This is a genomic window from Papillibacter cinnamivorans DSM 12816 (assembly GCF_900176335.1).
Lineage (GTDB): Bacteria > Bacillota > Clostridia > Oscillospirales > Oscillospiraceae > Papillibacter > Papillibacter cinnamivorans.
Map to the genome: position 1 here is coordinate 333,022 of NZ_FWXW01000001.1, position 25,249 is coordinate 358,270.

At 57.0% G+C, this 25,249-nt stretch carries 28 protein-coding genes; 27 read left to right on the forward strand and 1 reads right to left on the reverse strand.

Annotated elements, in window-relative coordinates:
• Positions 1–42: 42 nt before the first annotated feature.
• The 6 genes from cmk to ispF all read left to right on the forward strand — a co-directional run bounded on the left by cmk (position 43) and on the right by ispF (position 5,760).
• Positions 43–726 (forward strand): (d)CMP kinase, encoded by a 684-nt coding sequence (gene cmk, locus B9A13_RS01705; RefSeq protein WP_084233297.1) that lies wholly within the window; start codon positions 43–45, stop codon positions 724–726.
• Positions 723–1,313 (forward strand): lysophospholipid acyltransferase family protein, encoded by a 591-nt coding sequence (locus B9A13_RS01710; RefSeq protein ID WP_084233298.1) that lies wholly within the window; start codon positions 723–725, stop codon positions 1,311–1,313. Before cmk ends, B9A13_RS01710 begins: the two co-directional genes overlap by 4 nt.
• Positions 1,314–1,315: 2 nt before the next feature.
• Positions 1,316–3,325, forward strand: coding sequence for a bifunctional 4-hydroxy-3-methylbut-2-enyl diphosphate reductase/30S ribosomal protein S1 (locus tag B9A13_RS01715; RefSeq protein ID WP_084233299.1), 2,010 nt, complete (start codon positions 1,316–1,318; stop codon positions 3,323–3,325).
• 344 nt (positions 3,326–3,669) lie between these two features.
• Positions 3,670–4,146, forward strand: coding sequence for a CarD family transcriptional regulator (locus B9A13_RS01720; RefSeq protein ID WP_084233300.1), 477 nt, complete (start codon positions 3,670–3,672; stop codon positions 4,144–4,146).
• A gap of 385 nt (positions 4,147–4,531) precedes the next feature.
• On the forward strand, positions 4,532–5,272 hold the full coding sequence (ispD, locus tag B9A13_RS01725) for a 2-C-methyl-D-erythritol 4-phosphate cytidylyltransferase (RefSeq protein ID WP_084233301.1): 741 nt from the start codon (positions 4,532–4,534) through the stop codon (positions 5,270–5,272).
• Entirely contained in the window at positions 5,269–5,760 is a 492-nt protein-coding gene (gene ispF / locus B9A13_RS01730; protein WP_143806840.1) for a 2-C-methyl-D-erythritol 2,4-cyclodiphosphate synthase, read from the forward strand. The genes ispD and ispF overlap by 4 nt, the downstream gene beginning before the upstream one ends.
• A gap of 323 nt (positions 5,761–6,083) precedes the next feature.
• Here the strand turns inward: ispF and B9A13_RS01735 are convergent, their stop codons facing one another.
• Entirely contained in the window at positions 6,084–6,503 is a 420-nt protein-coding gene (locus tag B9A13_RS01735) for a MaoC family dehydratase (protein WP_084233302.1), read from the reverse strand.
• Between the two features lie 494 nt (positions 6,504–6,997).
• Between B9A13_RS01735 and B9A13_RS01745 the strand changes: the two genes are divergently transcribed.
• From B9A13_RS01745 to rpoZ, 21 genes are all read left to right on the forward strand, one after another.
• Positions 6,998–8,032 carry a 3-oxoacyl-ACP synthase gene (locus B9A13_RS01745; RefSeq protein ID WP_084233304.1) on the forward strand — a complete coding sequence of 345 codons (1,035 nt, stop codon included), beginning with the start codon at positions 6,998–7,000 and terminating at the stop codon, positions 8,030–8,032.
• Positions 8,029–8,904: a branched-chain amino acid ABC transporter permease gene (locus tag B9A13_RS01750; protein ID WP_084233305.1), complete on the forward strand. Its 876-nt coding sequence runs from the start codon at positions 8,029–8,031 to the stop codon at positions 8,902–8,904. Before B9A13_RS01745 ends, B9A13_RS01750 begins: the two co-directional genes overlap by 4 nt.
• 11 nt (positions 8,905–8,915) lie before the next feature.
• A complete protein-coding gene (locus tag B9A13_RS01755; protein WP_084233306.1) occupies positions 8,916–9,974 on the forward strand; it encodes a branched-chain amino acid ABC transporter permease in 1,059 nt (352 codons plus the stop codon).
• The gene (locus tag B9A13_RS01760; RefSeq protein WP_084233307.1) at positions 9,967–10,788 is read left to right on the forward strand and encodes an ABC transporter ATP-binding protein; all 822 of its coding nucleotides are present in this window, start codon (positions 9,967–9,969) and stop codon (positions 10,786–10,788) included. Before B9A13_RS01755 ends, B9A13_RS01760 begins: the two co-directional genes overlap by 8 nt.
• A 171-nt stretch (positions 10,789–10,959) precedes the next feature.
• Positions 10,960–11,679 carry an ABC transporter ATP-binding protein gene (locus B9A13_RS01765; protein ID WP_084233308.1) on the forward strand — a complete coding sequence of 240 codons (720 nt, stop codon included), beginning with the start codon at positions 10,960–10,962 and terminating at the stop codon, positions 11,677–11,679.
• A gap of 200 nt (positions 11,680–11,879) precedes the next feature.
• Positions 11,880–13,142, forward strand: coding sequence for an ABC transporter substrate-binding protein (locus B9A13_RS01770; protein ID WP_084233309.1), 1,263 nt, complete (start codon positions 11,880–11,882; stop codon positions 13,140–13,142).
• 181 nt (positions 13,143–13,323) lie between these two features.
• Positions 13,324–14,640 carry an acetyl-CoA hydrolase/transferase family protein gene (locus B9A13_RS01775; RefSeq protein ID WP_084233310.1) on the forward strand — a complete coding sequence of 439 codons (1,317 nt, stop codon included), beginning with the start codon at positions 13,324–13,326 and terminating at the stop codon, positions 14,638–14,640.
• A gap of 38 nt (positions 14,641–14,678) precedes the next feature.
• The gene (locus B9A13_RS01780) at positions 14,679–15,491 is read left to right on the forward strand and encodes an alpha/beta fold hydrolase (RefSeq protein WP_084233311.1); all 813 of its coding nucleotides are present in this window, start codon (positions 14,679–14,681) and stop codon (positions 15,489–15,491) included.
• Positions 15,492–15,798: 307 nt separating this feature from the next.
• Complete coding sequence (locus tag B9A13_RS01785) at positions 15,799–16,401, forward strand: TetR/AcrR family transcriptional regulator (RefSeq protein ID WP_084233312.1); 603 nt, start codon at positions 15,799–15,801, stop codon at positions 16,399–16,401.
• Between the two features lie 244 nt (positions 16,402–16,645).
• Positions 16,646–16,900 carry a putative Se/S carrier protein gene (locus B9A13_RS01790; RefSeq protein ID WP_084233313.1) on the forward strand — a complete coding sequence of 85 codons (255 nt, stop codon included), beginning with the start codon at positions 16,646–16,648 and terminating at the stop codon, positions 16,898–16,900.
• The gene (locus B9A13_RS01795) at positions 16,897–18,036 is read left to right on the forward strand and encodes an aminotransferase class V-fold PLP-dependent enzyme (protein WP_084233314.1); all 1,140 of its coding nucleotides are present in this window, start codon (positions 16,897–16,899) and stop codon (positions 18,034–18,036) included. The genes B9A13_RS01790 and B9A13_RS01795 overlap by 4 nt, the downstream gene beginning before the upstream one ends.
• A gap of 136 nt (positions 18,037–18,172) precedes the next feature.
• The gene (cdaA, locus tag B9A13_RS01800; RefSeq protein WP_084233315.1) at positions 18,173–19,045 is read left to right on the forward strand and encodes a diadenylate cyclase CdaA; all 873 of its coding nucleotides are present in this window, start codon (positions 18,173–18,175) and stop codon (positions 19,043–19,045) included.
• Positions 19,038–20,267, forward strand: a complete 1,230-nt coding sequence (locus B9A13_RS01805; protein ID WP_159447989.1) for a CdaR family protein — start codon at positions 19,038–19,040, stop codon at positions 20,265–20,267. The genes cdaA and B9A13_RS01805 overlap by 8 nt, the downstream gene beginning before the upstream one ends.
• Before the next feature lie 122 nt (positions 20,268–20,389).
• Positions 20,390–20,806, forward strand: coding sequence for a SoxR reducing system RseC family protein (locus B9A13_RS01810; RefSeq protein ID WP_084233317.1), 417 nt, complete (start codon positions 20,390–20,392; stop codon positions 20,804–20,806).
• A gap of 86 nt (positions 20,807–20,892) precedes the next feature.
• The gene (locus B9A13_RS01815) at positions 20,893–21,783 is read left to right on the forward strand and encodes a DUF5685 family protein (RefSeq protein WP_084233318.1); all 891 of its coding nucleotides are present in this window, start codon (positions 20,893–20,895) and stop codon (positions 21,781–21,783) included.
• The gene (locus B9A13_RS01820) at positions 21,776–22,396 is read left to right on the forward strand and encodes a J domain-containing protein (RefSeq protein WP_084233319.1); all 621 of its coding nucleotides are present in this window, start codon (positions 21,776–21,778) and stop codon (positions 22,394–22,396) included. The genes B9A13_RS01815 and B9A13_RS01820 overlap by 8 nt, the downstream gene beginning before the upstream one ends.
• A 19-nt stretch (positions 22,397–22,415) precedes the next feature.
• On the forward strand, positions 22,416–22,952 hold the full coding sequence (locus B9A13_RS01825; RefSeq protein WP_084233320.1) for a hypothetical protein: 537 nt from the start codon (positions 22,416–22,418) through the stop codon (positions 22,950–22,952).
• Positions 22,953–23,088: 136 nt separating this feature from the next.
• On the forward strand, positions 23,089–23,979 hold the full coding sequence (locus tag B9A13_RS01830; RefSeq protein ID WP_242942748.1) for a YicC/YloC family endoribonuclease: 891 nt from the start codon (positions 23,089–23,091) through the stop codon (positions 23,977–23,979).
• Positions 23,980–24,078: 99 nt separating this feature from the next.
• Positions 24,079–24,342, forward strand: coding sequence for an extracellular matrix/biofilm regulator RemA (gene remA / locus B9A13_RS01835; protein WP_084233321.1), 264 nt, complete (start codon positions 24,079–24,081; stop codon positions 24,340–24,342).
• Complete coding sequence (gene gmk / locus B9A13_RS01840; RefSeq protein ID WP_084233322.1) at positions 24,335–24,940, forward strand: guanylate kinase; 606 nt, start codon at positions 24,335–24,337, stop codon at positions 24,938–24,940. Before remA ends, gmk begins: the two co-directional genes overlap by 8 nt.
• 3 nt (positions 24,941–24,943) lie before the next feature.
• A complete protein-coding gene (rpoZ, locus tag B9A13_RS01845; protein WP_084233323.1) occupies positions 24,944–25,129 on the forward strand; it encodes a DNA-directed RNA polymerase subunit omega in 186 nt (61 codons plus the stop codon).
• Positions 25,130–25,249 lie beyond the last annotated feature (120 nt).

A 25,249-nucleotide genomic window follows, 5' to 3' on the forward strand; every position in this document is an offset into this window, starting at 1 on the left:
CCGGCGGGCTGGAGAAAACGACTCTTTCATTGGAGGAACCGCATGGATCGCAACTACAGGAGCATAGCCATAGACGGGCCGTCCGGCGCCGGGAAAAGCACCCTGGCCCGGCTGGCTGCCCAAGCCCTGGGCTTTTTATACGTGGATACCGGCGCGATTTACCGCTCGGTGGGGCTTATCGCCCTTCGCGCCGGTCTCTCTCCCGGAGACGGGGATGCCGTCGCCGCCCTTCTGCCCGGAATCCATCTGGAACTGTGTCACGGTAAGGACGGGCTCCAGCGCATGTACGTCAACGGCGAGGACGTCACCGGGGAACTCCGCCGGCCCGAGGTATCTTCCTATGCCTCCGGCGTTTCCGCTATCCCGGGCGTGCGCGCCTTTCTGCTGGACATGCAGCGGGATATCGCCCAAAAAAACGACGTGGTCATGGACGGCCGGGACATCGGGACGGTAGTTCTTCCCCGCGCCGATGTCAAGGTGTTTCTTTCCGCCTCCCCGGAGGAGCGGGCCGCCCGCAGATTCGAGGAGCTGAAGGCCCGGGGGGACGGTTCCAGCTATGGAGAAGTCCTGGCCCAGATTGAGCTCCGGGACAAAAACGACAGCAGCAGGCAGGTCGCTCCCCTGAAAGCGGCGGAAGACGCGGTCTTTCTGGATACTACGGGGCTTCCCCTGGAGGAAAGCCTTGCCCGGCTGCTTCGGATCATCAGGGGGAAACTCGGCCTATGAATCGGATTTATCGAATCTTGTACGCTTTGGTGTGGCCTTTTTTCAACCTGGTTTACCGGGCGGATGCCATGGGGCGCGAAAACATCCCTCAGGGCGCCGCTCTCGTTTGCGGGAATCACTCCGGGCTTTCCGACCCTCTGCTGGTGGTTTTCGCCTTTCACTCCGTTTTTCCCCTCCGGGTGATGGCAAAAGAGGAACTGATGCGCCTTCCGATTCTGGGTTGGCTGCTGAAAAAGGCGGGAATCTTTTCGGTCCGCCGTGGCAGGTCCGATGTAGCGGCCATCAAGACGGCCCTGCGGTTTCTGAAAAATGGAGACAAGGTTCTGATCTTCCCGGAGGGCCATCGTATGGATGAGGAAAATGCGGCCAACGCCAAAACCGGCGCCGCCATGCTGGCCGTGCGCGCCGGGGTTCCCATTCTTCCGGTCTACATCGCGCCCAAGAAGAAAGCTTTCGGCCGGGTGCGGGTAATCATCGGCAAACCGTTTTACCCCCAGGTGGCCGGCAGAAAGGCCACCGCCGACGACTACAGGGTCATCGCCGGGGAAATCATGAACCGGGTTTACGCCCTTCCGGAGGCAGAATAAACATGAAACTGCTTCTTGCAAAATCCGCCGGCTTCTGTTTCGGCGTGAGCCGGGCGGTCAATCTGGCCCGGGAGTCCGCCGCGGCCGGGAAAGACTGCGTCATGCTGGGTCCCGTGATCCACAACGCTCACGTGGTGGAAGACCTGAAGGGCAGGGGAGTAGGCCTGGCTTTTTCTCCGGAGGAACTGCCGGACGGAAAAACCGTGGTCATCCGTTCCCACGGAGAGGCCCGGCGGGTTTACGAATATCTGGAAAAGCGCGGTCTTTCCTACATCGACTCCACCTGTCCCAACGTCTCCAGGATCCACCGTCTCGTTGCCGAGGCCGAGGCTGCCGGCCGCCGGCCCCTGATCGTGGGAAACCCTCTGCATCCCGAAATCGTGGCCGTTGCCGGCTGGTGCGATAACCCTCTCATCGTGGAAAACCCCGAGGAAATCGCCCGTTGGCTGGCGGAAGCGGAGGAAAACCGGGACACGCCTCTCACCGTTGTCTGTCAAACCACCTGCACCGCCGAGCAGTGGAATTCCTGCGTGGATTTCATAAAAAAAGAGTGTACAAACTTACAAATATTTGATACAATATGCAGTACTACATATCGGAGGCAGTCGGAAGCAGCGGCTTTGGCTTCCGAGTGTGACGCCATGGTGATCATCGGGGACGGGAAGAGCTCCAATACCCGCCGTCTCGCGGAGATCTGCCGGGCGCGCTGCGGCCGCGTTTTTTTGATAGAGGACGCATCCATGCTGCCTCTGTCCGCTCTGGCCGGAGCGTCTGTGGTTGGGATCACTGCGGGTGCTTCCACACCCGCATGGATAATAAAGGAGGTCTGTGACAAGATGAGCGACGAGATCAATGTCAATGAGGAGTCGTTTGCCGAGCTTTTGGAGAAATCGTTCAAAACTTTAAATACAGGAGAGAAGGTAACCGGGATCGTTACGGGGATCACCCCGACGGAAATTCACGTGGATCTTGGCGCCAAGCAGGCCGGGTATATACCCGTGTCCGAGCTCAGCGACGATCCGGACGTCAAGGTGGACGACCTGATTAAAGTTGGCGACACGGTGGAAACTTACGTCATGCGGGTAAACGACGTGGAGGGTGTGGTGACCCTTTCCAAAAAGCGCCTGGACACCGTGAAGAGCTGGGAAGACGTGGAAGCCGCCAGGGAAGACCGGCGGACCATGGAGGGCATCGTCAAGGAAGAGAACAAGGGCGGCGTCGTGGTTTCCGTGAAGGGCGTGCGCGTTTTTATTCCCGCCTCCCAGACGGGGCTTCCAAAGGACGTCCCCATGACCTCTCTTGTGGGAACCCGCGTAAAGCTCCGCATCACGGAAGTCAACCGTTCCCGCCGCAGGGTGGTGGGCTCCATCCGTGCCGTCCAGTTTGAAGAGCGCCAGGCCATGGCGGAGAAAATCTGGTCCGACATCGAAGTGGACAAGCACTACACCGGCAAGGTCAAGTCGCTTACCTCCTACGGCGCCTTTGTGGACATCGGCGGCGTGGACGGTATGGTCCATATCTCCGAGCTCACATGGTCCCGCATCAAGCAGCCCTCCGAGGCTGTCTCCGTCGGCCAGGTGCTGGATGTGTATGTCATCGCCGTGGACAAGGAGAAGAAGAAGATCTCTTTGGGCGTTAAAAACCGCGAGGAGAACCCCTGGGCGGTCTTTACCAAGACCTATTCTGTGGGAAGCGTGCTTCCTGTAAAGGTTGTTAAGCTCATGCCCTTCGGCGCCTTTGCAGAGATTCTTCCCGGCGTGGACGGACTTATCCATATCAGCCAGATCGCAAACCGTCGGATCGATAAGCCCGGGGACGTCCTTTCCGAGGGACAGACGGTGAATGTCAAGATTATCGACGTCGACCCGGATAAGCACAAGGTCTCCCTGAGCATCCGCGCGCTTCTGGAAGCGGCAGCAGCTGCCGAGGAAGAGGAGCTGCGGGAAAATCTGGGACAGCCTGATCCCATTGTGGCTTCTTCCGGTGAAACTCCCGCGGAACCCGCCGAATAACAAGGCGCTCGCCCTGATACGTATAAGCCCCGGCTTTTCGAGGCCGGGGCTTTTTTCTGTGTCCGGTTTCTTCATTTCCCGATTTTGCCGTTTTATACCTAAGTTCGTGCCCAAATTACCGGTATTTTGGATTTTTATTGCAATTCCCTCTTGGCTTAGGGTATAATAACTATATAACAGCTATGATACCGGGTTGATGGCGCGTCCGCCTCGCCCGTTTGGGCAGCCGGCGGCGATGCCGTATACCACAAAACGCTTCGCGTTTGTGGTATCATATTTTTATTGCTGTCTGGGGGTTCCGGGGCTGTTGGTTGGGTTCGTTTGTATTTTGGGAGGCAGTTATTATGTTCAGCATTGGCGATAAAATTGTCCATCCGATGCATGGCGCCGGTGTCGTCGACAGCATCGTCCAGCGGAAAATCAACGGCGTCAGCAGGGACTATTATGTCCTGAAGATCCCTGTCGGCGGCATGCTGGTGATGATTCCCACCGCCAGCAGCGTGGAGATCGGGGTTCGCCCGGTGATGAACCGGGAGGAGTCGGAGGAGATCATCGCCGCTATCCCCGGGATCGAAGTGGACATGACCCAGAACTGGAACCGCAGGTATCGGGAAAACATGCTCCGTCTGAAAAGCGGGAACCTGCTGGAGGTGGCCAAGGTGGTCAAGGGGCTCATGCTCCGGGACAGTCAGAAGGGTCTTTCCACCGGGGAGAGGAAAATGCTTCATTCTGCAAAACAGATCCTCATTTCGGAAATCGTCCTGGCCCAGAACTGCAGCTATGAAGAGATCGAGCGCCGCATCGACATTTCTTTGGTCTGAATGTGCGCCTTATCCTGACAGAATATGTGAATAAACGGGAAAGCCGTCGCATCATAACCGGTGCGGCGGCCTTGATTTTGTGGTATAATAGCCGCAAAGCGGCTATTATACCATGATGGATGGCACGTCCGCCTCGCCCCTGCGGGGCAACCGGCGGCGATGCCGTATCCCGCGTAACGCTCCGCGTTTGCGGTATCCAAGCCGCAAAGCAGCTATTATACCATGCCGGGTAGCGCGGCCGCCTCGCCCCTGCGGGGCAACCGGCGGCGATGCCGTATCCCGCGTAACGCTCCGCGTTTGCGGTATCCAAGCCGCAAAGCGGTTATGATACCGTGACGGATGGCAGTACCAAAAAAGTATGTTGAAAATCCGGAGGAGGAACGACATGGCAGGTTTTTTCTCTAAGCTTTTCGGAGGGGAACCCAAACCCTCCGCTCCCTTCTGCTCCGCCGTGGTGGCCGCGGCCGGCTCCTCCCTTCGGATGGGCGGAGAAAATAAGCTTCTTATGTTTTTGGACGGGATCCCTGTGCTGATCCGCTCTTTGCTCGCCCTGGATCAATCTCCCGAAATCAATGAGATCGTTGTGGTGACCCGGGGAGAGGATATCGTGGAGGTGGGGAGCCTCTGCAAGGAATACGGGATCTCCAAACCCGTCCGGATCGTGGCCGGGAGCGATATCCGCTCCAAATCCGTCCTGTGCGGTGTCCTGGAGGTCTCTCCAAAGGCCGGACTTATCGCGGTGCATGACGGCGCGCGCCCCCTGGTGACCCCGGAGATCATCGGAGCTGCGGTCCGGAAAGCCGCCGAGTGCGGCGCCGCGGCGCCGGCGGTGCCGGTAAAGGACACCGTAAAAACCGCCGTGGACCGCCGTGTCACCGCAACGCCGGACCGCAGCTTTCTTTTTGCCGTCCAGACGCCCCAGGTTTTCGAGGCGGGACTATTAAAGGCGGCGCTACAATCCGCCGTAACTGCGGGGGCGGACCTTACGGACGACTGCTCCGCTGTGGAGCGTCTTGGCATGTCCGTCATGCTCACCGAGGGCTCCGAGGAAAACATGAAGATCACCACTCCGCTGGACCTTGCTCTGGCGGAGGCCATTTTAGCCTGGAGGGAGGAAAAGAAATGACAAATCTGCGCATCGGACAGGGATACGACGTGCACCGTCTGGAACCGGGTCTCCGTCTGGTTCTCGGAGGCGTGGAAATCCCCTTTGAACTGGGCCTGCTGGGCCATTCCGACGCGGACGTTCTGATACACGCGGTGATGGACGCCCTGCTGGGAGCCGCTGCTTTGGGGGATATCGGCGGCCATTTCCCGGATACCGACCCCTCCTACCGCGGAATTTCCAGTCTGGTGCTTCTCGGGGAAACCGCCCGTCTTCTCTCGGAAAGCGGTTTTTCCGTTGTAAACGTGGATTCCACCGTGGTAGCCCAGGCTCCTAAGCTCTCCGCCCATATTGGCGCCATGCGGCAAAACCTGGCGGATGCTCTCGGCATTTCCCCGGAGCAGGTGAACGTCAAGGCCACCACCGAGGAGCGCCTCGGCTTTACGGGGGAGGGAAGGGGCATCGCCGCCCAGGCGGCAGTCCTTCTGGAAAAGACCGACCTGCGATAGAGCACATTCTTCGCCTTTTATTCGCCTTTGGGATCTGATATTTCCATTTTGGTGATTTTCACGAATTTTTACCAGATATTATTTGACCAAACTTGACGCTTCTTTTTTCTTGTGCAATTTGACGAAGCAATTTTAATTTTCGAGTATGGCCCGTTTTTACTACGCCGCCCCCCAAAAAGGAAAGCGCCGCCGTTATATTTCGGCGGCGCTTTCCTTTTTTTGTATCCAATTCCGGCTAAAATCGAACGATCTTCCCTGAATTTGGGAACAGCAAACGCTCCCTGGCCTTCCGGCCGGGAGCATCTGCCGTTATTCGAAAAATCTTATGCTTTGGGAGGCATAATGGTTGCAAACCCGGTGATGACGGCGTCGCCCTTCTGATTGCGGGCGATGGTCTCAACTTTCAGGCGGTTTTTCTCCTCGTTTTTCTCCACCACGGTGCAGGTAACCGTCACGGTATCGCCTAGAAACACGGGCTTTGTGAACTTCAGCTCTTGTCCGAGGTAAATGGAACCCGGGCCGGGAAGCTGCGTGCCCAGGACGGTGGAAATAAAGGAAGCGCTGAGCATGCCGTGGGCGATGCGCTGTCCGAACATGCTTTCCTTTGCGTATTCGGCGTTGATATGTACGGGATTGAGGTCTCCCGAGACCCCGGCGAAGGTAACGACATCGGACTCGGTTACGGTCTTTGCGAAGGTGGCGCTGTCGCCGACCTTAAGCTCCTGAATGGTATATCCTTTCATGATGAATCTGCCTTCTTTCCAATAATTTGAGGTGCTCCAGACGATACTATGTGAATTGTGATTCATCTTTCATCCATAATATACCCAACGGTTGCCTTCCTGTCAAGTGCTTTTTTATCTATTGTGTTATAAAAAATATGCACAAAAATATTCATCCCTATTGACTTTGGGTTGGGGTTGATTTACGCTAAAAGCGAATTATGAATCATCTTTCATGTTTTCATCCTGTCCGCATTCTCATCTCGTACGGAACAGAATATGCGCCGCCGGCAGTTTCCGGCTCCCGTGAAATGACCCGGGGTTCCGCGGCGCTTTCAAGTGTATCCGCCGCTGGATTCAGCGGGGAAGCGGCGGGGAGAATCCGTTCCGGCGTCCCGCCGGAATCCGGATTGTCCCGGCGGTGCTTCTGACGGAGGAACGATCCCGCAGTTGTCTTTTCCCTTGCAATTGCCCGGACGAACCCCTCCGATTTGAAAAACAGGAGGATCCTAGTCATGAAAAAAGAAACAAAGGTCGGTATTGTCGGTTTGGGCACCTATCTTCCGGAAAAAATCATAACCGCGAAGGAAATGTCCGCCGCCACGAAAGGTGTCTGGTCCGAGGAAGCGTTTGTAAAGAAACTCGGAATTGTGGAAAAGCGGCTCGCCGGCCCGGATGCCTGCGACGGCACACAGGAAATGGGTGCCCTGGCCGCTCTGGACTGCCTGAAAAACACCGGCACCGATCCCCGCGACATCGACGCGATTGTCTGCTTCGGCGAGGAATGGAAGGAATATCCTCTCACCACCTCCGCCTGCTACATACAAGACAGGATCGGCGCGGTGAACGCATGGGGCATCGACGTGCAGAACCGCTGCTGCACCACCGTTTCTGCTATGAAGATTGCTAAGGACATCCTGCTTTCCGACGATGAGTGCAAGCAGATTATGGTCTGCGGCGGATACCGCAACAGCGACCTTGTGGACTTTACCGACAATGATATGTCTATGATGTATAACCTCAGCACCGGCGGGGGAGCAATCCTGCTGCAGAAGGGGTATAATAAAAACGTGCTCCTGGGCACCCATATCATGAGCGACGGGTCCATCGCCAGGACCGCGGGCGTGGAAATCGGGGGAACCGCCAAACCCATAACGGCGGAAAACCTGGATAAGGCCAATATGCTTCGCCTTATGGATGCCAAAAAGATGAAGGACCGTCTGAACCTTGTGTCCATGGACAACTGGATGCACTGCATCGACGAGGCCTTCCGCAAATCCGGCGTTGACAAATCCGATCTGGGCTACCTGGCGGTGCTGCACATGAAACGCTCCGGCCATGAGGACATGCTGCACCGCTTGAACCTCACGCCCGAGCAGTCGATTTATCTGGAAAAATACGGCCATGTGGGTCAGGTGGACCAGATTTTGTCCTTGAAGCTGGCGCTGGATGCCGGCAAGGTAAAGGACGGCACGATTATCGCCATGATCGCGGCGGGAATCGGATATGTCTGGGCCGCAAACGTTATAAGATGGGGGGAAAATGAGTGAGCACGTTTCTGCAGCTGTTCCTCAGAAGTCTGGAAACCGGCGGAATCTTTGCCCTAGCTGCCCTGGGAATCATCATCATCTACCGCACGAATAACCTCATTCACTTCGCGCAGGGGACCATGGGCATGTTCAACACCTATGTGGTGACCTTCTTCTTCACCACTGTGGGGGCTCCGCTCTGGCTCGCGGTGATCTGCGGCCTGGTGAGCGCCACCCTTTCCGGCGCGGTGGTGGACTTCGTCATCATCCGGAACGCGAAAAAAGTCACCGCAAGCGGGAAAGAGATCATAACCCTGGGACTCATTATGATCTTCCTGGGGATCACCCCGATGCTCTTCGGCGTCGATCCTTTGAGTCTTCCGAAGTTCATCCCCACAGGCTCCGTGAGCTTCTTCGGCGCGGCCATTTCCTACAACGGTATGCTCAACATCATCATCGGCCTTGCCATTATGGGCTTTCTTTTCTACCTGCTGCAAAAAACCAAACTGGGGCTTGCCATCCGGACCACCGCTTCCAACGAGTATACCGCCCGCCTCATGGGCGTCCCCACCCGCTCGGTGACCCTCTTTGCCTGGGCCCTGGCAGCGATCCTGGGGTGTTTGGCCGGCGTCATGATCGCCCCCACCACCTCGGTAACCCTGAACCTTATGGACAGCGTTCAGGTCAACGCTTTCATCGCCTGCGTCCTGGGCGGGTTCCAGACCTTCTACGGCCCGGTGCTGGGCGCGTACATCATCGGCGTTCTGAAAAACCTTTTAATTTACTATGTTTCCTCCGTTTGGGGCGAACAGATCCTGTACCTGCTCATCATCGTCTTTATTGTCTTTAAGCCCTGGGGTCTTATCGGCAAGAAGACCATCAAGAAAGTCTAGGGGGTGGAGAGATGGCCAGTAAAATCATGGGAACCGGAGCAGGGAAGACCCTGCAGCAAAACGGCCGGAAAACGATTCTCCACAATCCGTACTTCCAGTTTGTACTTTTCGGCGTCATCATCGCCTGTGTTCCCCTCCTGTCGAGCGCGGGAATTCTCAGAAGTTCCTATATCACCCTGGTAGGCAGCGTCCTTATCTACTCCGTGGCCGCCATGGGCTTAAACCTCCTCTTCGGCTACTCGGGCCTTATCTCTTTGGGCACGGCCGGCTTCATGGGCCTTGCGGCCTATATGTCCGCCTACCTCACCTCCAACCTGGGCCTGCCCTTCGAGCTGTCTCTGGTGATTTCCATTGCGGTACCGGTCATCATCGGCATTCTCATCGGCCTTGCCTCTTTGCGGATGGAGGGCCTGTACCTGGCAATCGTGACACTCTGCGTATCCGAGGTGCTGCGGAAGACCTTCGAGGAGCTGGAAGTCTTCACCAACGGGTTCTCCGGCAAAACCGCGGCCTACCCCAAGATTCTGGGCTTCCTCCAGCTCAACCGCGACACTACATATGTGCTGCTGGTAGTGGCCCTGGTGATTATCATGATTCTCACCTATAACCTGGTCAACGGCCAGACCGGCCGGGCATTCCACGCCATGCGCGGCAGCGTCGTGGCGGCCCAGGCCATGGGCGTGAACCTCCTGAAATACAGGCTTCTCGCTTTCGCGCTGGCCACCGCTTATGCGTCCCTTTCGGGCGTCCTGTACGTGCATTTCATCAAATATACCTATCCCAGTACCTGGACCATGGGCATGTCCCTGAACATTCTGGCGGTTATCGTCATCGGCGGTCTTCGCTCCATCTACGGCACCATTCTGGGAGCCGCCATCGTCTTCATCATCCCGGACCTCCTCCTCAAGCAGATTCCCGTTCTGGGTCAGATCAACGGATTTTCCTACATCTTCAGCGGGGTGCTCATCATCTGCGTGATCATGTTCTATCCCAACGGGCTCATCAAGGTCTTCCCGGAGCTTGCCGGCCTCTTCCGGAAGAAGAAAGGGAAAGGTGAAAGCAATGGCTGAAAAGAATACGGCAGTACATACCCTCGCCCCGGATGAGATCCTCCAGGTAAAAAATCTCTCCATCAACTTCGGCGGACTGAAAGCCGTGGACGACCTCACCTTCACTTTGAAGGAAAAGGAGATCTTTGGGCTCATCGGCCCCAACGGAGCCGGAAAAACCACTGTTTTCAACTGCATTACCCAGTTCTATAAGCCCACCGCCGGTGAGATCTGGTTCCGCACCAACAAGGGCACCGTGGAAAATCTCATCGGAAAGCAAGTTCACGATATCATCCGTCTGGGCCTGGTGCGCACCTTTCAGAACGTAGAGCTCATCCGTGAGCTGTCCATCATCGACAATGTCCTCATCGGAGCTCATATCGACTTCAAGGCCTCCGTTCTCTCCCAGGCCCTGAAGCTTCCCAAGGCGCGTCGGGAGGAACGGGAGCTCCGGCAGCAGGCCGAATCCGTTCTGGATTACCTCGGCATCGTTGAGCTCAAGGATCAGCTTGCCGGCGGTCAGCCCTACGGTATTCTGAAAAAAGTGGAGCTTGCCCGCACCCTGATGTGCCAGCCCCGCCTCATCATTCTGGACGAACCCGCCGCCGGCCTCAACGACGTGGAGACCGAGCAGCTGGCTGAAACCATTCATACCATCCGCGATAAATATAACTGCACCATCTTCTTGGTGGAACACGATATGCGCCTGGTTATGAGTATCTGCAACCATATCTGCGCCATTTCCTTCGGAAAGCTTCTCGCCAACGGTACTCCTTCGGAGATTCAGAACAACAAGAGTGTCCAGGAAGCCTACCTCGGCGCGGAAGAAGACTGATTTACCCCCCAAACGGCTCCCCTTTCACCCTGCCGCTCGCTCCGCGCCGTCCGTCGGGACTGCGGACGGCCGCGGTCGGCGGGGGAGGGAAAGCTCCCGCCATTTCTTCTTTGCGTGGCGGGGTCCTAAAAACTCTCGGTGCCGGTGCAAAGCGGCGGAATGGAGCAAACTATGAGAAAAACGGCGCTGTCCATCAAGGACCTGAAAGTCAATTACGGCGGGATTAAGGCGCTGAAGGGAATCGATATCGACGTCTACGAAGGCTCGGTGGTTGCCCTGCTTGGTGCCAACGGCGCGGGAAAGACCACGACCCTGCGCACCATTTCCGGCCTGGTTCATGCGGCGGAAGGTACGATCACCTATTACGACAGGGATATCACCAATATGGATCCCGAAAAGATCACGAAGCTCGGGATCAGCCACTCTCCGGAAGGCCGGCAGATCTTCGGAGATCTAACGGTGGAGGAAAATCTGAAGGTGGGAGCTTTTACCCAGACGGACAGAAAGAAAATCGCCGAATCTTTTGACAGGGTCCATCGGTATTTTCCCATCCTCAAGGAACGCAGCAAGCAGATCGCCAGCACGCTTTCCGGCGGCGAGCTCCAGATGCTCGCCATTGCCCGGGCCCTGATGAACAATCCCAAGATCCTTCTGCTGGACGAACCGTCTTTGGGTCTTGCGCCTCTCATCGTTCGGGAAATCTTCCACATTATAAAAGAGATCAAGAAAGAGGGCACCACGGTGGTCATCGTGGAGCAGAACGCCCTCCAGACTCTGAAGATTGCGGATTTCGGATATGTCATCGAGCTGGGAAACATCAGCATGAGCGGGGAAGCCTCCGAGCTCATCAAGAACCCCAAGCTGATGGAGGCCTATCTCGGTTCCAACTGATTTGTCGGATGTTTCTGTGTTGTCTGTAAATGCCCCCGCGCGTTTCATTCATGGGAACGTGACGGTTGAGCGCTGCCCGGTACATATGTCACAATGTCTGCGGAAAAAACGCATTCCCAAATTCCCGCGGACGGAAGGCAGGCTGCCTGGCCGCGTCAATCCTCACTGAGGTATACCCAAATATATTAAGGAGGATTACTATGAAAAGATTTCTCTCGCTTCTTTTGGCAGCCTTAATGGTCCTCGCCCTCACTGCCTGCGGCGGCGGAAGCGGCAGCGCAACGGCCACTCCCACCGCGGCTCCCACGGAAGATGCCGCTTCCAGCTATGTCCAGGGCGTCACCGACACCGAGGTCAAGATTGCCAACACGGCCGCCACCTCCGGCGCGTATGCCCCTGTGGGCGTGCCCTTCCTGGCCGGTATCCAGGCGTATCTTGACATGGTCAACGAAGCCGGCGGCATCGACGGCAGAAAAATCACCTTCCTCCACAAGGACGACGAGTTTGACCCGGTCAAGGGTAAGGCTTTCCTCCAGGAAATGGTGGAAGATGAAAAGGTATTCGCCATTGTCGGCCACTTCGGCACTCCCGTTGTGGGCGCCACTGTGGCTGACCTGAAGACCTACGGTATCCCCAGCGTGTACTTTGCAACCGGCATCGGCCAGCTGTACGCTGAAAATGCAACCACCAACGACGAAGGCTACAACCTCTTCCCGGTACAGCCGATTTACAAGACCGAAGGCAAAATCATGGTCGCCCGTGCCGTCGGTAACTTCGGCGCCAAGAAGATCGGCGTCATCTACACCAGCGACGACGCCGGCAAGGACCTCCTCTGGGGCTGCGAAGCCATGGCCAAGGAACTGAATGTTGAGCTTGTATCCGAGCAGGTCGCGGCGGGCGCTGCCGACGTGAGCGCGGCCGTCACCGCCATCAAGAACGACAATGTCGACTTCATCGTGGGCGCCGCCATCCAGGCCACCATCCCCACCATCATCAAGGAACTGGCCGCTCAGGATGTGAACAAGGACGTCATCACCACTTATGTGAACGTTGCCCCCGCCATTGCCGACCAGATTAAGGATGTCATCCAGGGCAAATTCGACGTATACGGCAGCGGCTGGGTATCCTACGAGGGCGAGCGCGCCGACGCGCTGGCCGAGTATCAGGCCCATATCGCTGACGATTATGACAACAACGCTTATGCCCAGACCGGGTGGATCGCCGCCTACTTCTTCTGCGAAGGCCTCCGCCGTCTGGAAGGTCAGCCTGTAACCTGGGCCTCCTATATGGAAGCCCTGCAAAGCGCCCCTATTCAGAACCCCTTCGGCGGAGAGATTGACTATGCAAACGGCCTGCGCGCCGGTACTCAGGAAATGAACCTGTCCAAGGTGGATTCTTCCTCCTCCACCGGCTGGACGGTTGTCTACCCGCTGGAAAACGTGGATACCATTCTCGGTAAGTAAGAAACCCACTCTCCTCTGACCGCAGCCGGGCCTGGCTATCGGACCAATCCCCGAAAGCCGGCCCGGTCGGTTTCAATACGGCATCCGGCGTCCCGCGGGCGGTTACCGTCCGCCCGCGGGAATTCTCCGGCTCCGCCGTTGCAGTGGTATGCCGCATCGCGGCGGAAAGGAGTTTTACACTATGTTGGAGTACGAGTCAAAAATAATATCTCTGGACAAAGCGCTCTCGCTGGTCCAGTCCGATTTTCAGATCGTCACAGGCCTCGGCGCCGCCGAAGGCAAACTCTTTCTGAGTTCTCTGCATACCCTTGCCGGACGGGTTAAAAACGTAACCCTCACCAACTGTCTTCCCATGGCCGACCTTCCTCTCTACAAGGCGGAATACAAGGATTCCTTTAATATCGACGGCTGGTTTTACACCCCGCTTCTCCGTGCGGCCCATAAAAACGGCAATACCTCCTTCATCCCGGGCCACCTGCATTCCTCCGCGTATAAGCGTCTGGACCACATCCATCCGAATATTTATGTCGGCAGCGCGACCATGCCCGACAAGCACGGCTATGTCTCCCTGTCCATCAGCAATACGTATGAAAAGCGCATGATTGAAGCCGCCGACATTGTAATACTGGAAATTAATCCTCACATGCCGTATACTTACGGTGACGTGGAGCTCCACGTCCGGGACGTGGACTATATGATAAAAGCCGACTACGACGTGCCCGTCCTGCCGGACCTCCCCTTTACGGAGAAGGACGCCGTTATCGGTAAATACATCTCCGACCTGGTTCACGACGGCGACTGCATCCAGCTGGGCATCGGCGGCATCCCCAATGCCGTGGCCAGGGGGCTGGAAAATAAAAACGACCTGGGCGTTCACACCGAGCTTCTTACCAGCGGTATTATGAAGCTTGCAAATATGGGCGTCGTCAACGGTTCGAAAAAACAGGTGGATCGGGGAAAGATGGTCGCCACCATGGTGCTTGGAACCCCGGAGCTGTATGAATTCGTAGACCATAATCCCGCCGTACAGATCCGTGACGGCGCGGAGGTGAACGACCCCTACGTTATCTCCAGAAACGACAACCAGGTTTCCATCAACACCACCCTGGAAGTGGACCTTACCGGCCAGTGCTGCTCCGAGTCTTTGGGTTCCATGCAGTTTTCAGGCACCGGCGGACAGGCGGACACCGCCATCGGCGCTCAGATGTCCAAAAACGGCAGATCCATCATCGCCCTGTACTCCACCGCCATGGTCAAGGATCCCAAGACGGGAGTACGCCACGAGGTCTCCAAAATCGTTCCCCAGCTCAAGGCGGGCGCGGCGGTGTCCCTGTCCCGCAACGACGTGGACTATCTGGTGACCGAGTACGGCGTCGCCCAGCTCAAGGGCACGAACCTCAGGGAGCGGGTGGAGATCCTGTCCTCCATCGCGCATCCGGACTTCCGGGACGAACTGAAACGGCAGGCTCTGGAACTTGGCATCATCTACAAGCGCTGAAAACCCCCGAGTATTGAAACGCGAACGGAGGAATCGCAATGGCTAATTTCACATTTCAGGGAAAGAATATCTATTATGAAACTCACGGAGAAGGCAGTCCTCTTCTGGTCCTCAACGGGATTATGATGAACTGCCTGAGCTGGAACCCCTTCGTCCGTCCCTTCAGCCGGCAGAACCGGCTGATTCTCCTGGACATGCTGGACCAGGGAAGATCGGATAAAATGGAAGGACCCTATACCCAGGAGATCCAGGCGGATCTGATCCGCGCCCTTCTGGACGAGCTGAAACTCGAAAAGATAAACATTCTGGGAATCTCCTACGGCGGGGAAGTGGCGCTGCATTTCGCAGTAAAATATCCCTCCTGCGTGGACCGGCTCGTCCTGTCCAATACTACCTGTTATACTTCTCCCTGGCTCAGGGATATCGGCGAGGGCTGGAACCGGGCCGCCTCCGACGGCGAGGCCTATTATTACACCACCATCCCGGTGATCTATTCTCCCAAGTTCTATCTGGAAAACAACGAGTGGATGGAAAACCGCAAAAAGCTTCTCATTCCCATCTTCTCCAACAAAGCTTTCGTCTCCTCCATGATTCGGCTTACCGACAGCGCCAGCACTTTGGATCTCAGAGACAGAATTTCCGAAATCCAGGCGGAAACTTTGGTGATCTCCAGCGAATTCGATTTCATCACGCCCCCGCCGGAGCAGAAATTTATCGTCTCCCGGCTCAGGCACGTCTCCTATGCCCTTATGCCCGACTGCGGGCACGCCTCCATGTACGAAAAGCCCATGCTCTTTGCAAGTCTGGTGCTGGGCTTTGTCAATAATTGTGAAACCCTCTACACGGTGTGAAAAAGTGCCGGGAACGGCGGATAATCGTACAGTCCGCCGTTCCTGGGTTCGCCCGTGCTTTTCCCTTAAAAATACCCGATTTGTGCTTCTGAACTCGCTTTTTACTTCTAATTGGAAGCGAAGCGCTGGAAAAATACTTATATTTCACAAAACTCTTTACAAGGAGCAAAACTGTTTTTATAATGTTCAGTATTGAAACTCGGTTCATGTCTCGGCGGGCCGCCAATCCCTCCGGATACGATGCGGAGCGGCTTTAGGAGTCCGGGATACCGGGATTCCAAATCAGAATTGATTGAGGTATGGATGTATGGACGTACTGGTCAACAGGCCGAAAACACAGCGCGGGGAAGAGACCCTGATGAAAATCTGCGTCGCTGCGGAACAGGTTTTCTTCGAAAAGGGGTATTACGGAGCTTCGATCCATGATATCACTCGGCTGGCCTCCGTCGCCTCCGGCACCTTTTATATTTACTTTGACGGAAAATACAATCTGTATAAATTTCTTCTGCTCCAATACAGCCACGAGATCCGCAAACACATCAGCAAATCCATCCGTGGCTGCAAAAACCGCAGGGAAGCCGAGCGCATGGGCCTGAAAAGCTGGCTGGAGTATATCCGGGAACACAAGCACATGTACAATATCATCTGGGAATCTTTGTACATCGACAAGCAGCTCTTCGTCGACTATTACGCGAATTTCTCCAAATATTACGTGGAACAGCTGGACGCCGCCAAGGCCAAGGGTGAACTCATCGATGTGGATTCCGAGGTCTTGAGCTATGTCCTCATGGGCGTATCCAACTTTATCGGCCTCAACTGGGTGCTGTTCAAGGACGCGGATAATTTCGACTACGTCGTGGATGAAGTAATGAAGGTCTTCGACCGGAACATATTCGCTCCGGAGACCTAAGAAAGGTTTTCATTCTTGATGCGTTCCGCTGCATTTTCGCCGCCGATCCGGCCCCGAAAGCGCGGAAATAGATGTACTTGTTTGTCGTTCTCTCGCCGCTTTACGGCGGGAGGTACGCAGGCGGGCCCTTCGGCCCGCCTTTTTTTATTGGAATTGCCCTGTGTTTCCGTCATTCCGTGTCGGGGCGGTTTCTCACGAACCCCTCCGGGACGGCATAAAATGATTCTGAGAGGGGAATCAGCCAATGATAAAATATCTGATTGTATGCCGGTCGCTCACCTGCGCCCAGCGGGCGGCAAGAATTTTGGAGCGCGCAGGCATCTCCGTTCAGCTTTTTCGTTCTCCCAGGGTCCTTTCGGAAGAAGGCTGCAGCTATTCCATCAGGCTCTCCGAAGACCGTCTTTCGGACGCTCTGATGCGCCTGAAGAGAGCCGGCCTTTCTCCGGTTCGCATATATGTCATGTCCGACGACGGAAGTTACCGTGAGGTGCCGCAATGACCTATCTCGACAATGCCGCGACCTCCCTCCAGAAACCGGCCGCCGTGGGCAAAGCCGCTCTGTATGCCGTAAACCATCTGGCAAGTCCCGGCCGCGGCGGTTACGAGGCCGCCATGGCCGCGGCGGAAACCGTTCTCCGGTGCCGGGAGGAGGCGGCTGACCTTTTTTCCGTCCCGGACCCGGAGCACGTTGTCTTTACCTGCAATGCCACCCACGCACTGAACATCGCCGTCAAAAGCCTGGTCCGGCCCGGAGACCGCGTGGTGATCTCCGGGTACGAGCACAACGCCGTTCTGCGTCCCCTGCACGCCGTCGGGAATGTGAAGATCCTGGTGGCCGCCTCCGAGCCCTTTGAGCCGGAGAGTACCTTTCACGCCTTTGAAAGCCGGATAACGAACGACACCGCCGCGGTGATCTGCAACCATATGTCCAACGTCTTCGGCTACATCCTTCCGGTGGAGCGCATTGCCGCCCTCTGCCGGGAACGCGGCGTACCCTTTGTCCTGGACGCCTCCCAGTCTGCCGGCGCTTTGGATGTGAACATGTCGGCTCTAAAGGCCGCCTTTATCGCCATGCCCGGCCACAAAGGTCTCTACGGGCCTCAGGGAACGGGCATCCTGCTCTGCGGGGACTCCCCCGTAAAAACCTTCATGGAGGGAGGCACCGGCAGCATGTCGGCAAAGGCCGAAATGCCGGACTTCCTTCCCGACCGCCTGGAGGCGGGAACTCATAACTTACCAGGGATCGCGGGTCTTCTTGAGGGAATCCAGTTTGTAAAGCGCCGCGGGACCGACAGGATCCTGTGCCACGAGAAAGAACTTGTGGGCAGGGCGGCGGAAGCTCTGGAAAGTCTTCCCGGGCTCCGGGTCTATAAGGCGCCGCACCTCTTCTGTCAGGGCGGAGTTCTGTCCTTCCGGTTTTACGACAGGGACTGCGAGACGGTAGGTTCGGAGCTTTCCGACCGTGGGATCGCCGTCCGGGCGGGACTCCACTGCGCGCCTTTGGCCCATCGGAGTGCCGGCACGGCGGAGTGCGGTACGGTTCGCATGAGCGTATCCGCCTTCAGCACCAAACGTGATATTGACGAACTGATCAAAGCCGCGGAGGATCTTTTAAAAAAGAAAATTAATAAATAGCCCGTATTGCCATTTTAAGCTTCCTATTATATAATAAAAAAGTGTAAAAGAAACCGGTTCTCCGCAAAGCCGAAGGGTTTGCCGTCCCGCACGGTCCATTTGGCTTTGCGGAGAATGCCAGTGAAGGAAGCTGAAGATGGAGTTTATCGCCGAAATTCTGCAGACGCTGTGGAAATATCTGCTGACAATGAGGGTCGCCGATATCATCGATATCGCGATCATAGCTTATCTTGTCTATCGGCTGATCCTTCTGGTGCGCCGCACCAGCTCCGAGCAGGTCATCAAGGGCATCGTCGTCCTTGTTGCCGCCCTTTGGCTTTCCTCCATTTTCGGGCTCAACGTCCTTAATTTCATCATCGGACGGACGGTGGAGCTGGGTTTTCTGGCTCTGGTTATTGTGTTCCAGCCGGAGCTGCGGCGCCTCCTGGAGCAGATGGGGAGCCGCTCCTGGGGCAATCTCTTCAGCCGGGAGGAGAGCGCCAGTCTGGAGGGAGTCATCACCCGGACGGTCACCGCCTGCGCCGAGCTTTCCGCCTCGCGCACAGGCGCCCTTATTGTTTTTGAACGAAATATCCGCCTGGACGACGCCCTGCGCACCGGGACCATTCTCAACGCCGAGGTCTCCGCGGAGCTTCTCAAGAACATTTTTTTTGTGAAAGCTCCCCTCCACGACGGGGCGGTCATCATCCGGGAAGGCCGCCTGGCCGGGGCCGGCTGTGTCCTGCCCCTTTCCAACAACACCAACTTGAGCCGCGACCTGGGCATGCGTCACCGGGCCGGCATCGGCATGAGCGAACATTCCGACGCCGTGGTTGCCATTGTCTCCGAGGAAACCGGCGCCATCTCCGTGGCGGTGGGCGGCATGCTCAAGCGGCACCTGGCGCCGGAGACCCTGGAAAAGCTTCTTCGCAAGGAGCTCATTGCCCCGGAAAAAGAAACCACCCGGAAAAAGGGCTTTGATTTTTTCGGCCTGTTCCGGGCAAAGAAGGATGGAAAAGCCGATGGATAAGCAGCGCAGCAACAGACCCCTGTATATCGTGCTTTCCGTCCTCATCGCCGTGGCCCTCTGGCTGTATGTGGACAATGTGGAAAACCCGGATGTGGAAACCACCATCCGGGATATTCCCGTGAGCTTCATAGGGGAAAACGACGCGCTGGCCGAGCGCGGCCTCATGGTGGTGGAGGGGAAGGACGCCACGGTGGATTTAAAGCTCCAGGGCAAGCGCAATACCATTTCCCGGGTGGACAAGGAGAACATTCAGATCCGGGTGGACCTGTCGGACGTGGAATCCGTCGGTACCAAAAACCTTGCCTATGACGTTGTGTTCTCCGACAACGTTCTGTCCAGCAGCATCTCCATCCTGTCCCGCAGCAGCAATTACGTCCGTGTGGTCATCGACAAGATGTCCACCAAGACCGTTCCCGTCCGCGGGGTTTTCGATGGAAATGTAGCCGACGGCTACGTGGCCGACGAATTTATCTTCAGCCCCGGCACCGTGGAAATCAGCGGGCAGGAGGCCCTGGTCTCCAAGGTGGAGTATGCCCAGGTCACCCTGTCCCGTATCGACGTGAGCGAAACCATCACCGACACCCTGGGGTATTCTTTGCGGGACGCCGACGGAAATGAAATTGTCTCCGACAATATCCGGGAAGACCCCGCCACGGTTTTTGTCACCCTGCCCATCGTGGTGGTGAAGGACGTGCCTCTGGACGTCACTTTTATTGAAAGCCCCGGTTCCACAAAGGACGACATGACCTATTCCGTGGAACCGTCCACCATATCCATTTCGGGCGAAGCCGAGGACCTCAAGAATATCGACTCCATTTCCCTCGCCGCCATCGATCTCTCCAAGATCCTGGTTTCCTCCGATCTCCTGTATAATATCACCCTGCCCGCCGGGATCAACAATCTCAGCGGCGTCTCCCAGGCGACGGTGCATATCAGGCTGTCGGGCCTTCCCACCCGAACCTACGACGCCACCCGAATCATTCTTTCTGATGTTCCGGAGGGATATTCGGCTTCCTTGGTGACCCAATCGGTGCAGGTCACCATCCGCGGCCCGGAAGAATCCCTGAATACCGTTTCTCCTGAAAAAATCCATCTGGTCGCCGACCTGAAGGATATCGGTGCCACCGGCCGCTATACGGTTTCCGCCAAGGCATATCTGGACGGGTATGACGATGCGGGCCCGGTGGGAGAATATAAGGTTGTGGTCTCCATCACCAGCTGATTTGCGCATCGGTGGGTGGTTTTTCCCCGCCCGGCCGATGCGTTTGAAACGATCTCCGCTGCGTCTTCAGCGAAAACGATCCGGGACAGGTATATGCCCGTCCGGCACGAGGGAGGGCTTCCATGCGCTGCAGCGCCAGGGTAATACGGATTTTGGACGGCGGCCTTGCGGAAGTGGAACTGGACCGCTCCGGGACCTTCGAAAAAGCCTGCTCCTCCTGCGGTGTCTCCGGGGCCGGGCGGGGGCAGACCGCCCGGATAACGGCGGTAAACTCCGCGGGAGCCGGGGAAGGGGCCAGGGTGACGGTGGAATGCGCCGCTTCCCGGTTTTTTCCCATGTTTCTGGTGTTTATCGTCCCTTTTGCCTGTTTTTTCGCCGGATACTTCCTGTGCGCGGCCTTTACCTCGGCGGAAACCGCCAGAAGCCTTGCCGCCGGCGCGGGCTTTATTCTGGGGACGGCGCCCGCCGTCCTGCGGGACCGGAAACTCCGGCGATCTTCGCCCTCCGGATTTGAAATCACGGAGGTAACGGAAGCCTAGTTCCGCTTTTCCCATGTGCGAATATTCACTTCCCGGCCGGCCGCCGGCGGGGAAGCCGGGGGCGCGCCGCCGGGAAAGGAATCGGCATGTTCGGATACGTGAGGCCTCTGCGCGGCGAACTGAAGGTGAAACACTTTGAACAGTTCAAAGCGGCTTACTGCGGCCTTTGCCATACGCTCGAAAACAGATACGGGCCCTTTGCCCGGTGGATTCTCAATTACGATTTTACCTTCCTGGCGATTTTGCTCTCCCCGGAAACGCAGCCGGATTATCTGCATCTCCGATGCGCCGCCAGCCCGCTCCGGAAAAAATGCGTCTGCGCCCGGACGGGTGCCCTTGAGCTTGCCGCCGACGACAGCATGATCCTCTTCTGGTGGAAACTGAAAGATTCCGTTTCGGACAGTCCCTTCCCGAAAGCGGCCGTCTATCGCCTCCTGTCTCTTTTCTTTTACCCGGCTTATCGAAAGGCCGCCCGGCTGCGGCCGGAGTTTGACAGGCAGGTTTCTCTTTGCCTCCGTGAGCTCAAAGCCCTGGAGGAGGATGGCTGCGATTCTTTGGACAGGCCCGCCGACACCTTTGCAAGGATCCTCAGTTTCTCGGCCTTGGGCGTGGAGGACCCGAAGCGGCGGCGTCCGCTGGAGCAGCTTCTCTATCATCTGGGCAGATGGATTTATATTGTTGACGCCTGCGATGATCTCGCGGCGGATTTAAAAGAGGGGAACTACAACCCCGTGGCCCTTCGGTATGCCCTTTCGGCTTCTCCCATAGCCGGCGAGGCGCTATCCTCTCTGGAGACTACCCTGCGCCATTCCCAGAGCCTTATGGCTTCGGCCTTTGAGCTGGTGGACTTCGGCGTATGGTCGGATATCCTGGAAAATATGATTTATCTGGGACTGCCTCAGGTCACCCGGCAGGTCCTTGACGGCAGCTTTCGGTCCCCGGCAAAGAAATGGGATAGGAGAACAGAGAATGAATGATCCGTACCAGGTCCTGAACGTGTCCCCCGGCGCCAGCGACGAGGAAATCAAAAAGGCTTACAGGGAACTGGCCCGAAAATACCATCCGGACAATTATCACGACAACCCCCTGTCCGACCTCGCCCAGGAAAAAATGAAGGAAATCAACGAGGCTTACGACGCCATTGTGAAGATGCGCGCCGCCGGGGGAGGACCCAGACGGCAGGAGAGCTATTCCTCTTCCTCCCGCGGGGCCTATGAAACGCCCCCCAACGCGACCTTTTACTATACCGTCCGCCTGCACATCAACCGCGGCAATATCGCCCAGGCCGAGCAGATGCTCAGCACCGTCACCAACCAGGATGCGGAATGGCATTTTCTCATGGGCAGCATCGCCTACCGGAAAGGCTGGCTGGACGAGGCCCGCCGTCACTACGAGACCGCCTGCAGCATGAACCCCGCCAATCCGGAATACCGGCAGGCGCTCAATTATATGCAGTCCGGCGGCCAGGCATACCGGCCCGCGGGTTACGGCAATCCCATGGGAATGAGCGGTTGCGACTGCTGTACCTCTCTCGTCTGCGCGGACTGCTGCTGTGAATGCATGGGCGGGGATCTCATTCCCTGCTGTTAAAGTACTGGGAGAACCGGAAATGAAGGAACGCACAAAAACGCTATCCTTTGCGGCGGTGCTGGCGGCCTTGTCTTTGGTCGTCCTCTTTCTCTCCGCCGTGGCTCCCACGGGACGTCTGGCTCTGGTTGCCGTGGCGGGGCTTCTGCCCGCCGCCGCCGTGATTCGCTTTGGCATCCCTGGAGGGCTGTTCTGTTATGCCGTAACGGGCATTCTATCGCTCCTTCTCCTCCCGGACAAAGGAACCGCCGTCCTCTACCTTCTCTTTTTCGGCCATTATCCCGTGGTGAAAAGCCTTATCGAGCGGCTGGGAAAGCTGCCCCTGGAGTGGTTTTTAAAGCTCTGCGTGTTCAACGCCCTCCTCTTCGTCCTGTACTTTGGTTTTTTCACCCTTTTTGCGGAAACGGTGCCGGCGGTGGCGGATTTCGCCCTGTTCGCTTTCCTTCTGGGAAACGCGGCCTTTATCGTATACGATCTTGGCTTTTCCCGGCTCATCTTTTCCTTTAGGGGAAGACTGGCCGGTCTTTGGGGAAAGGGAACCCGTCCTCCCGGAGTCTGAGCCGTTCGGAAGCTTTTTTTGCTATTTCATTAATTTTGTGGTATAATGAATTATTATACCCAATTGTTTCCGCGCGGTTTTCCCGCGCTTTTACGACTGCTGCCGGCCCTCCGGATTGCGGCGGACCGTGGAAAGGATGAATTCCATTTTGTTGAGGAGCATGACCGGTTACGGGCGCGCCCAGGAAATCGTCGGGCACAGGGATATCACCGTAGAGCTGCGCTCGGTGAACAACCGTTATTTCGACTGTTCCATCAAGCTTCCCCGTATCTATACTTACGCTGAGGACGCCATCCGCTCCCGGGTGCAGGAGTCCATCTCCCGGGGAAAGGTGGACGTTTTTATCACCATTCAGAGCTGCGGGACCGACGAGGTTTCCGTTTCCGTGAACCGGCCCGTGGCCCAGGGCTATGTGGACGCCCTCCGGCAGCTTCGGGACGACTACGGGCTGAAGGACGACATTTCGGTCTCCGTTCTCGCCCGTTTTTCCGACATCTTTCTGGTGGAAAAGCAGCAGGAGGATTTGGAAAACCTGACCCGTGACATTCTTCTGGTCCTGGACCAGGCGCTTCTTGGCTTTTCCCGCATGCGGGAGCAGGAGGGTTCCCGGCTGGCCGAAGACATGGAGGCCCGCCTGAACACCATCGAAGGGATCGTGTCCCAGGTGGAGGAGCGCTCTCCCAAGACCGTCGCGGAATACTGCGCAAAGCTGGAACAGCGGATGCATGAACTTCTTGCCGGCGTCCAGATGGACGAGGCGAGAATCCTGACGGAAGCCGCCATCTTTGCAGACCGGGTGGCGGTGAACGAGGAAACCGTCCGCCTGCGCAGCCACGTTTCCCAGCTTCGGGATATGCTGCGCTCCGGCACTCCCATCGGCCGGAAGCTGGACTTTTTGGTCCAGGAACTCAATCGCGAGGCCAACACCATCGGCTCCAAGGGAAACGACATTTCCATCGCCCGCAGCGTCATCGACATGAAAGCGGAAATTGAAAAGATTCGGGAACAGGCCCAGAACGTGGAATAGCCTATCCGGCAGCGAAAGGCCGGGGACGCCGCGGACGCCTTCCCGGTAACGGCGCGGATTGATTGGATCTTGGAATCGGAATAAAGGGGAGTATAACGCATGAAGCTCATCAACATCGGCTTTGGAAACATGGTTTCCGCCAATCGCCTCATCACCATTGTCAGTCCCGAATCCGCGCCCATCAAGCGCATCATCCAGGAAGCCAGGGACCGGGGCGTGCTCATTGACGCCACCTACGGCCGGCGCACCAGGGCGGTGCTCATTATGGACAGCGACCATGTCATTCTTTCCGCCATACAGCCGGAAACCGTGGCAAACCGCCTGAATGTGGAGGAAGAAGAGGACGAGGAGATCGATGAATAACAGCAGGGGAAAGCTGATTGTGGTTTCCGGTCCCTCCGGGGTGGGAAAGAGCACGATCATTGCGGATCTTCTGGAAAAGCGCGGGAACATGCGCTTCTCGGTCTCTCTTACCACCCGGGAGCCTCGGCCCGGAGAGCAAAACGGCAAGGATTATTGGTTTGTCTCCCGGGAGGAATTTGCCGATATGGTGGAAAACGGCCGGCTGCTGGAGCACGCCAGCTATGTGGATAACGATTACGGCACCTCCGCCGATTTCGTGGATGGGGAGATGAGCCTGGGAAACGACGTTCTGCTGGACATCGAGGTCCAGGGGGCGGCCCAGGTGAAAGCGGCGCGCCCCGAGGCCGTTCTGGTCTTTGTCGCCCCGCCTTCTCTGGAGGAACTGGAGCGCAGGCTCCGAAGCCGGCACACCGACAGCGAGGAAAAGATCGCCTGCCGGCTGAGAAAAGTCCGTGAGGAATATGCCCGGATGGATCAATACGACTACATTGTAATCAACCGCGATAAAAATTCCTCTGCGGCGGAGCTGGACGCGATTATCACTGCCGAGCATTGCCGCACAAAGGACAGAATACATCTCATCAGGGAGGTAGAATAACCCATGTTGTATCCCGCTATGAACGATCTTCTGAAAAAAGTTCCCAACCGTTACCGGCTGGTCAACGTCATTGCCCATCGTGCCCGGATCATTGCCCAGGAAGCGGAAAACGAAGGGGAGCCGTTGTCGGAAAAGCCCGTGACCACCGCGATCAATGAGATCGCCGGTAAAAAAACCGCCGACAGGTAAAATCGGCGGCATACCCCGGGGCCGGAAAAAGAAATGGCGCGGCAGTCGGGCGCTTCGCGCCGGATCCGCGCTTTTTGGCGTTGACCAAAATCCTTCTCCGGCGGATGATCGGTTAGGGAG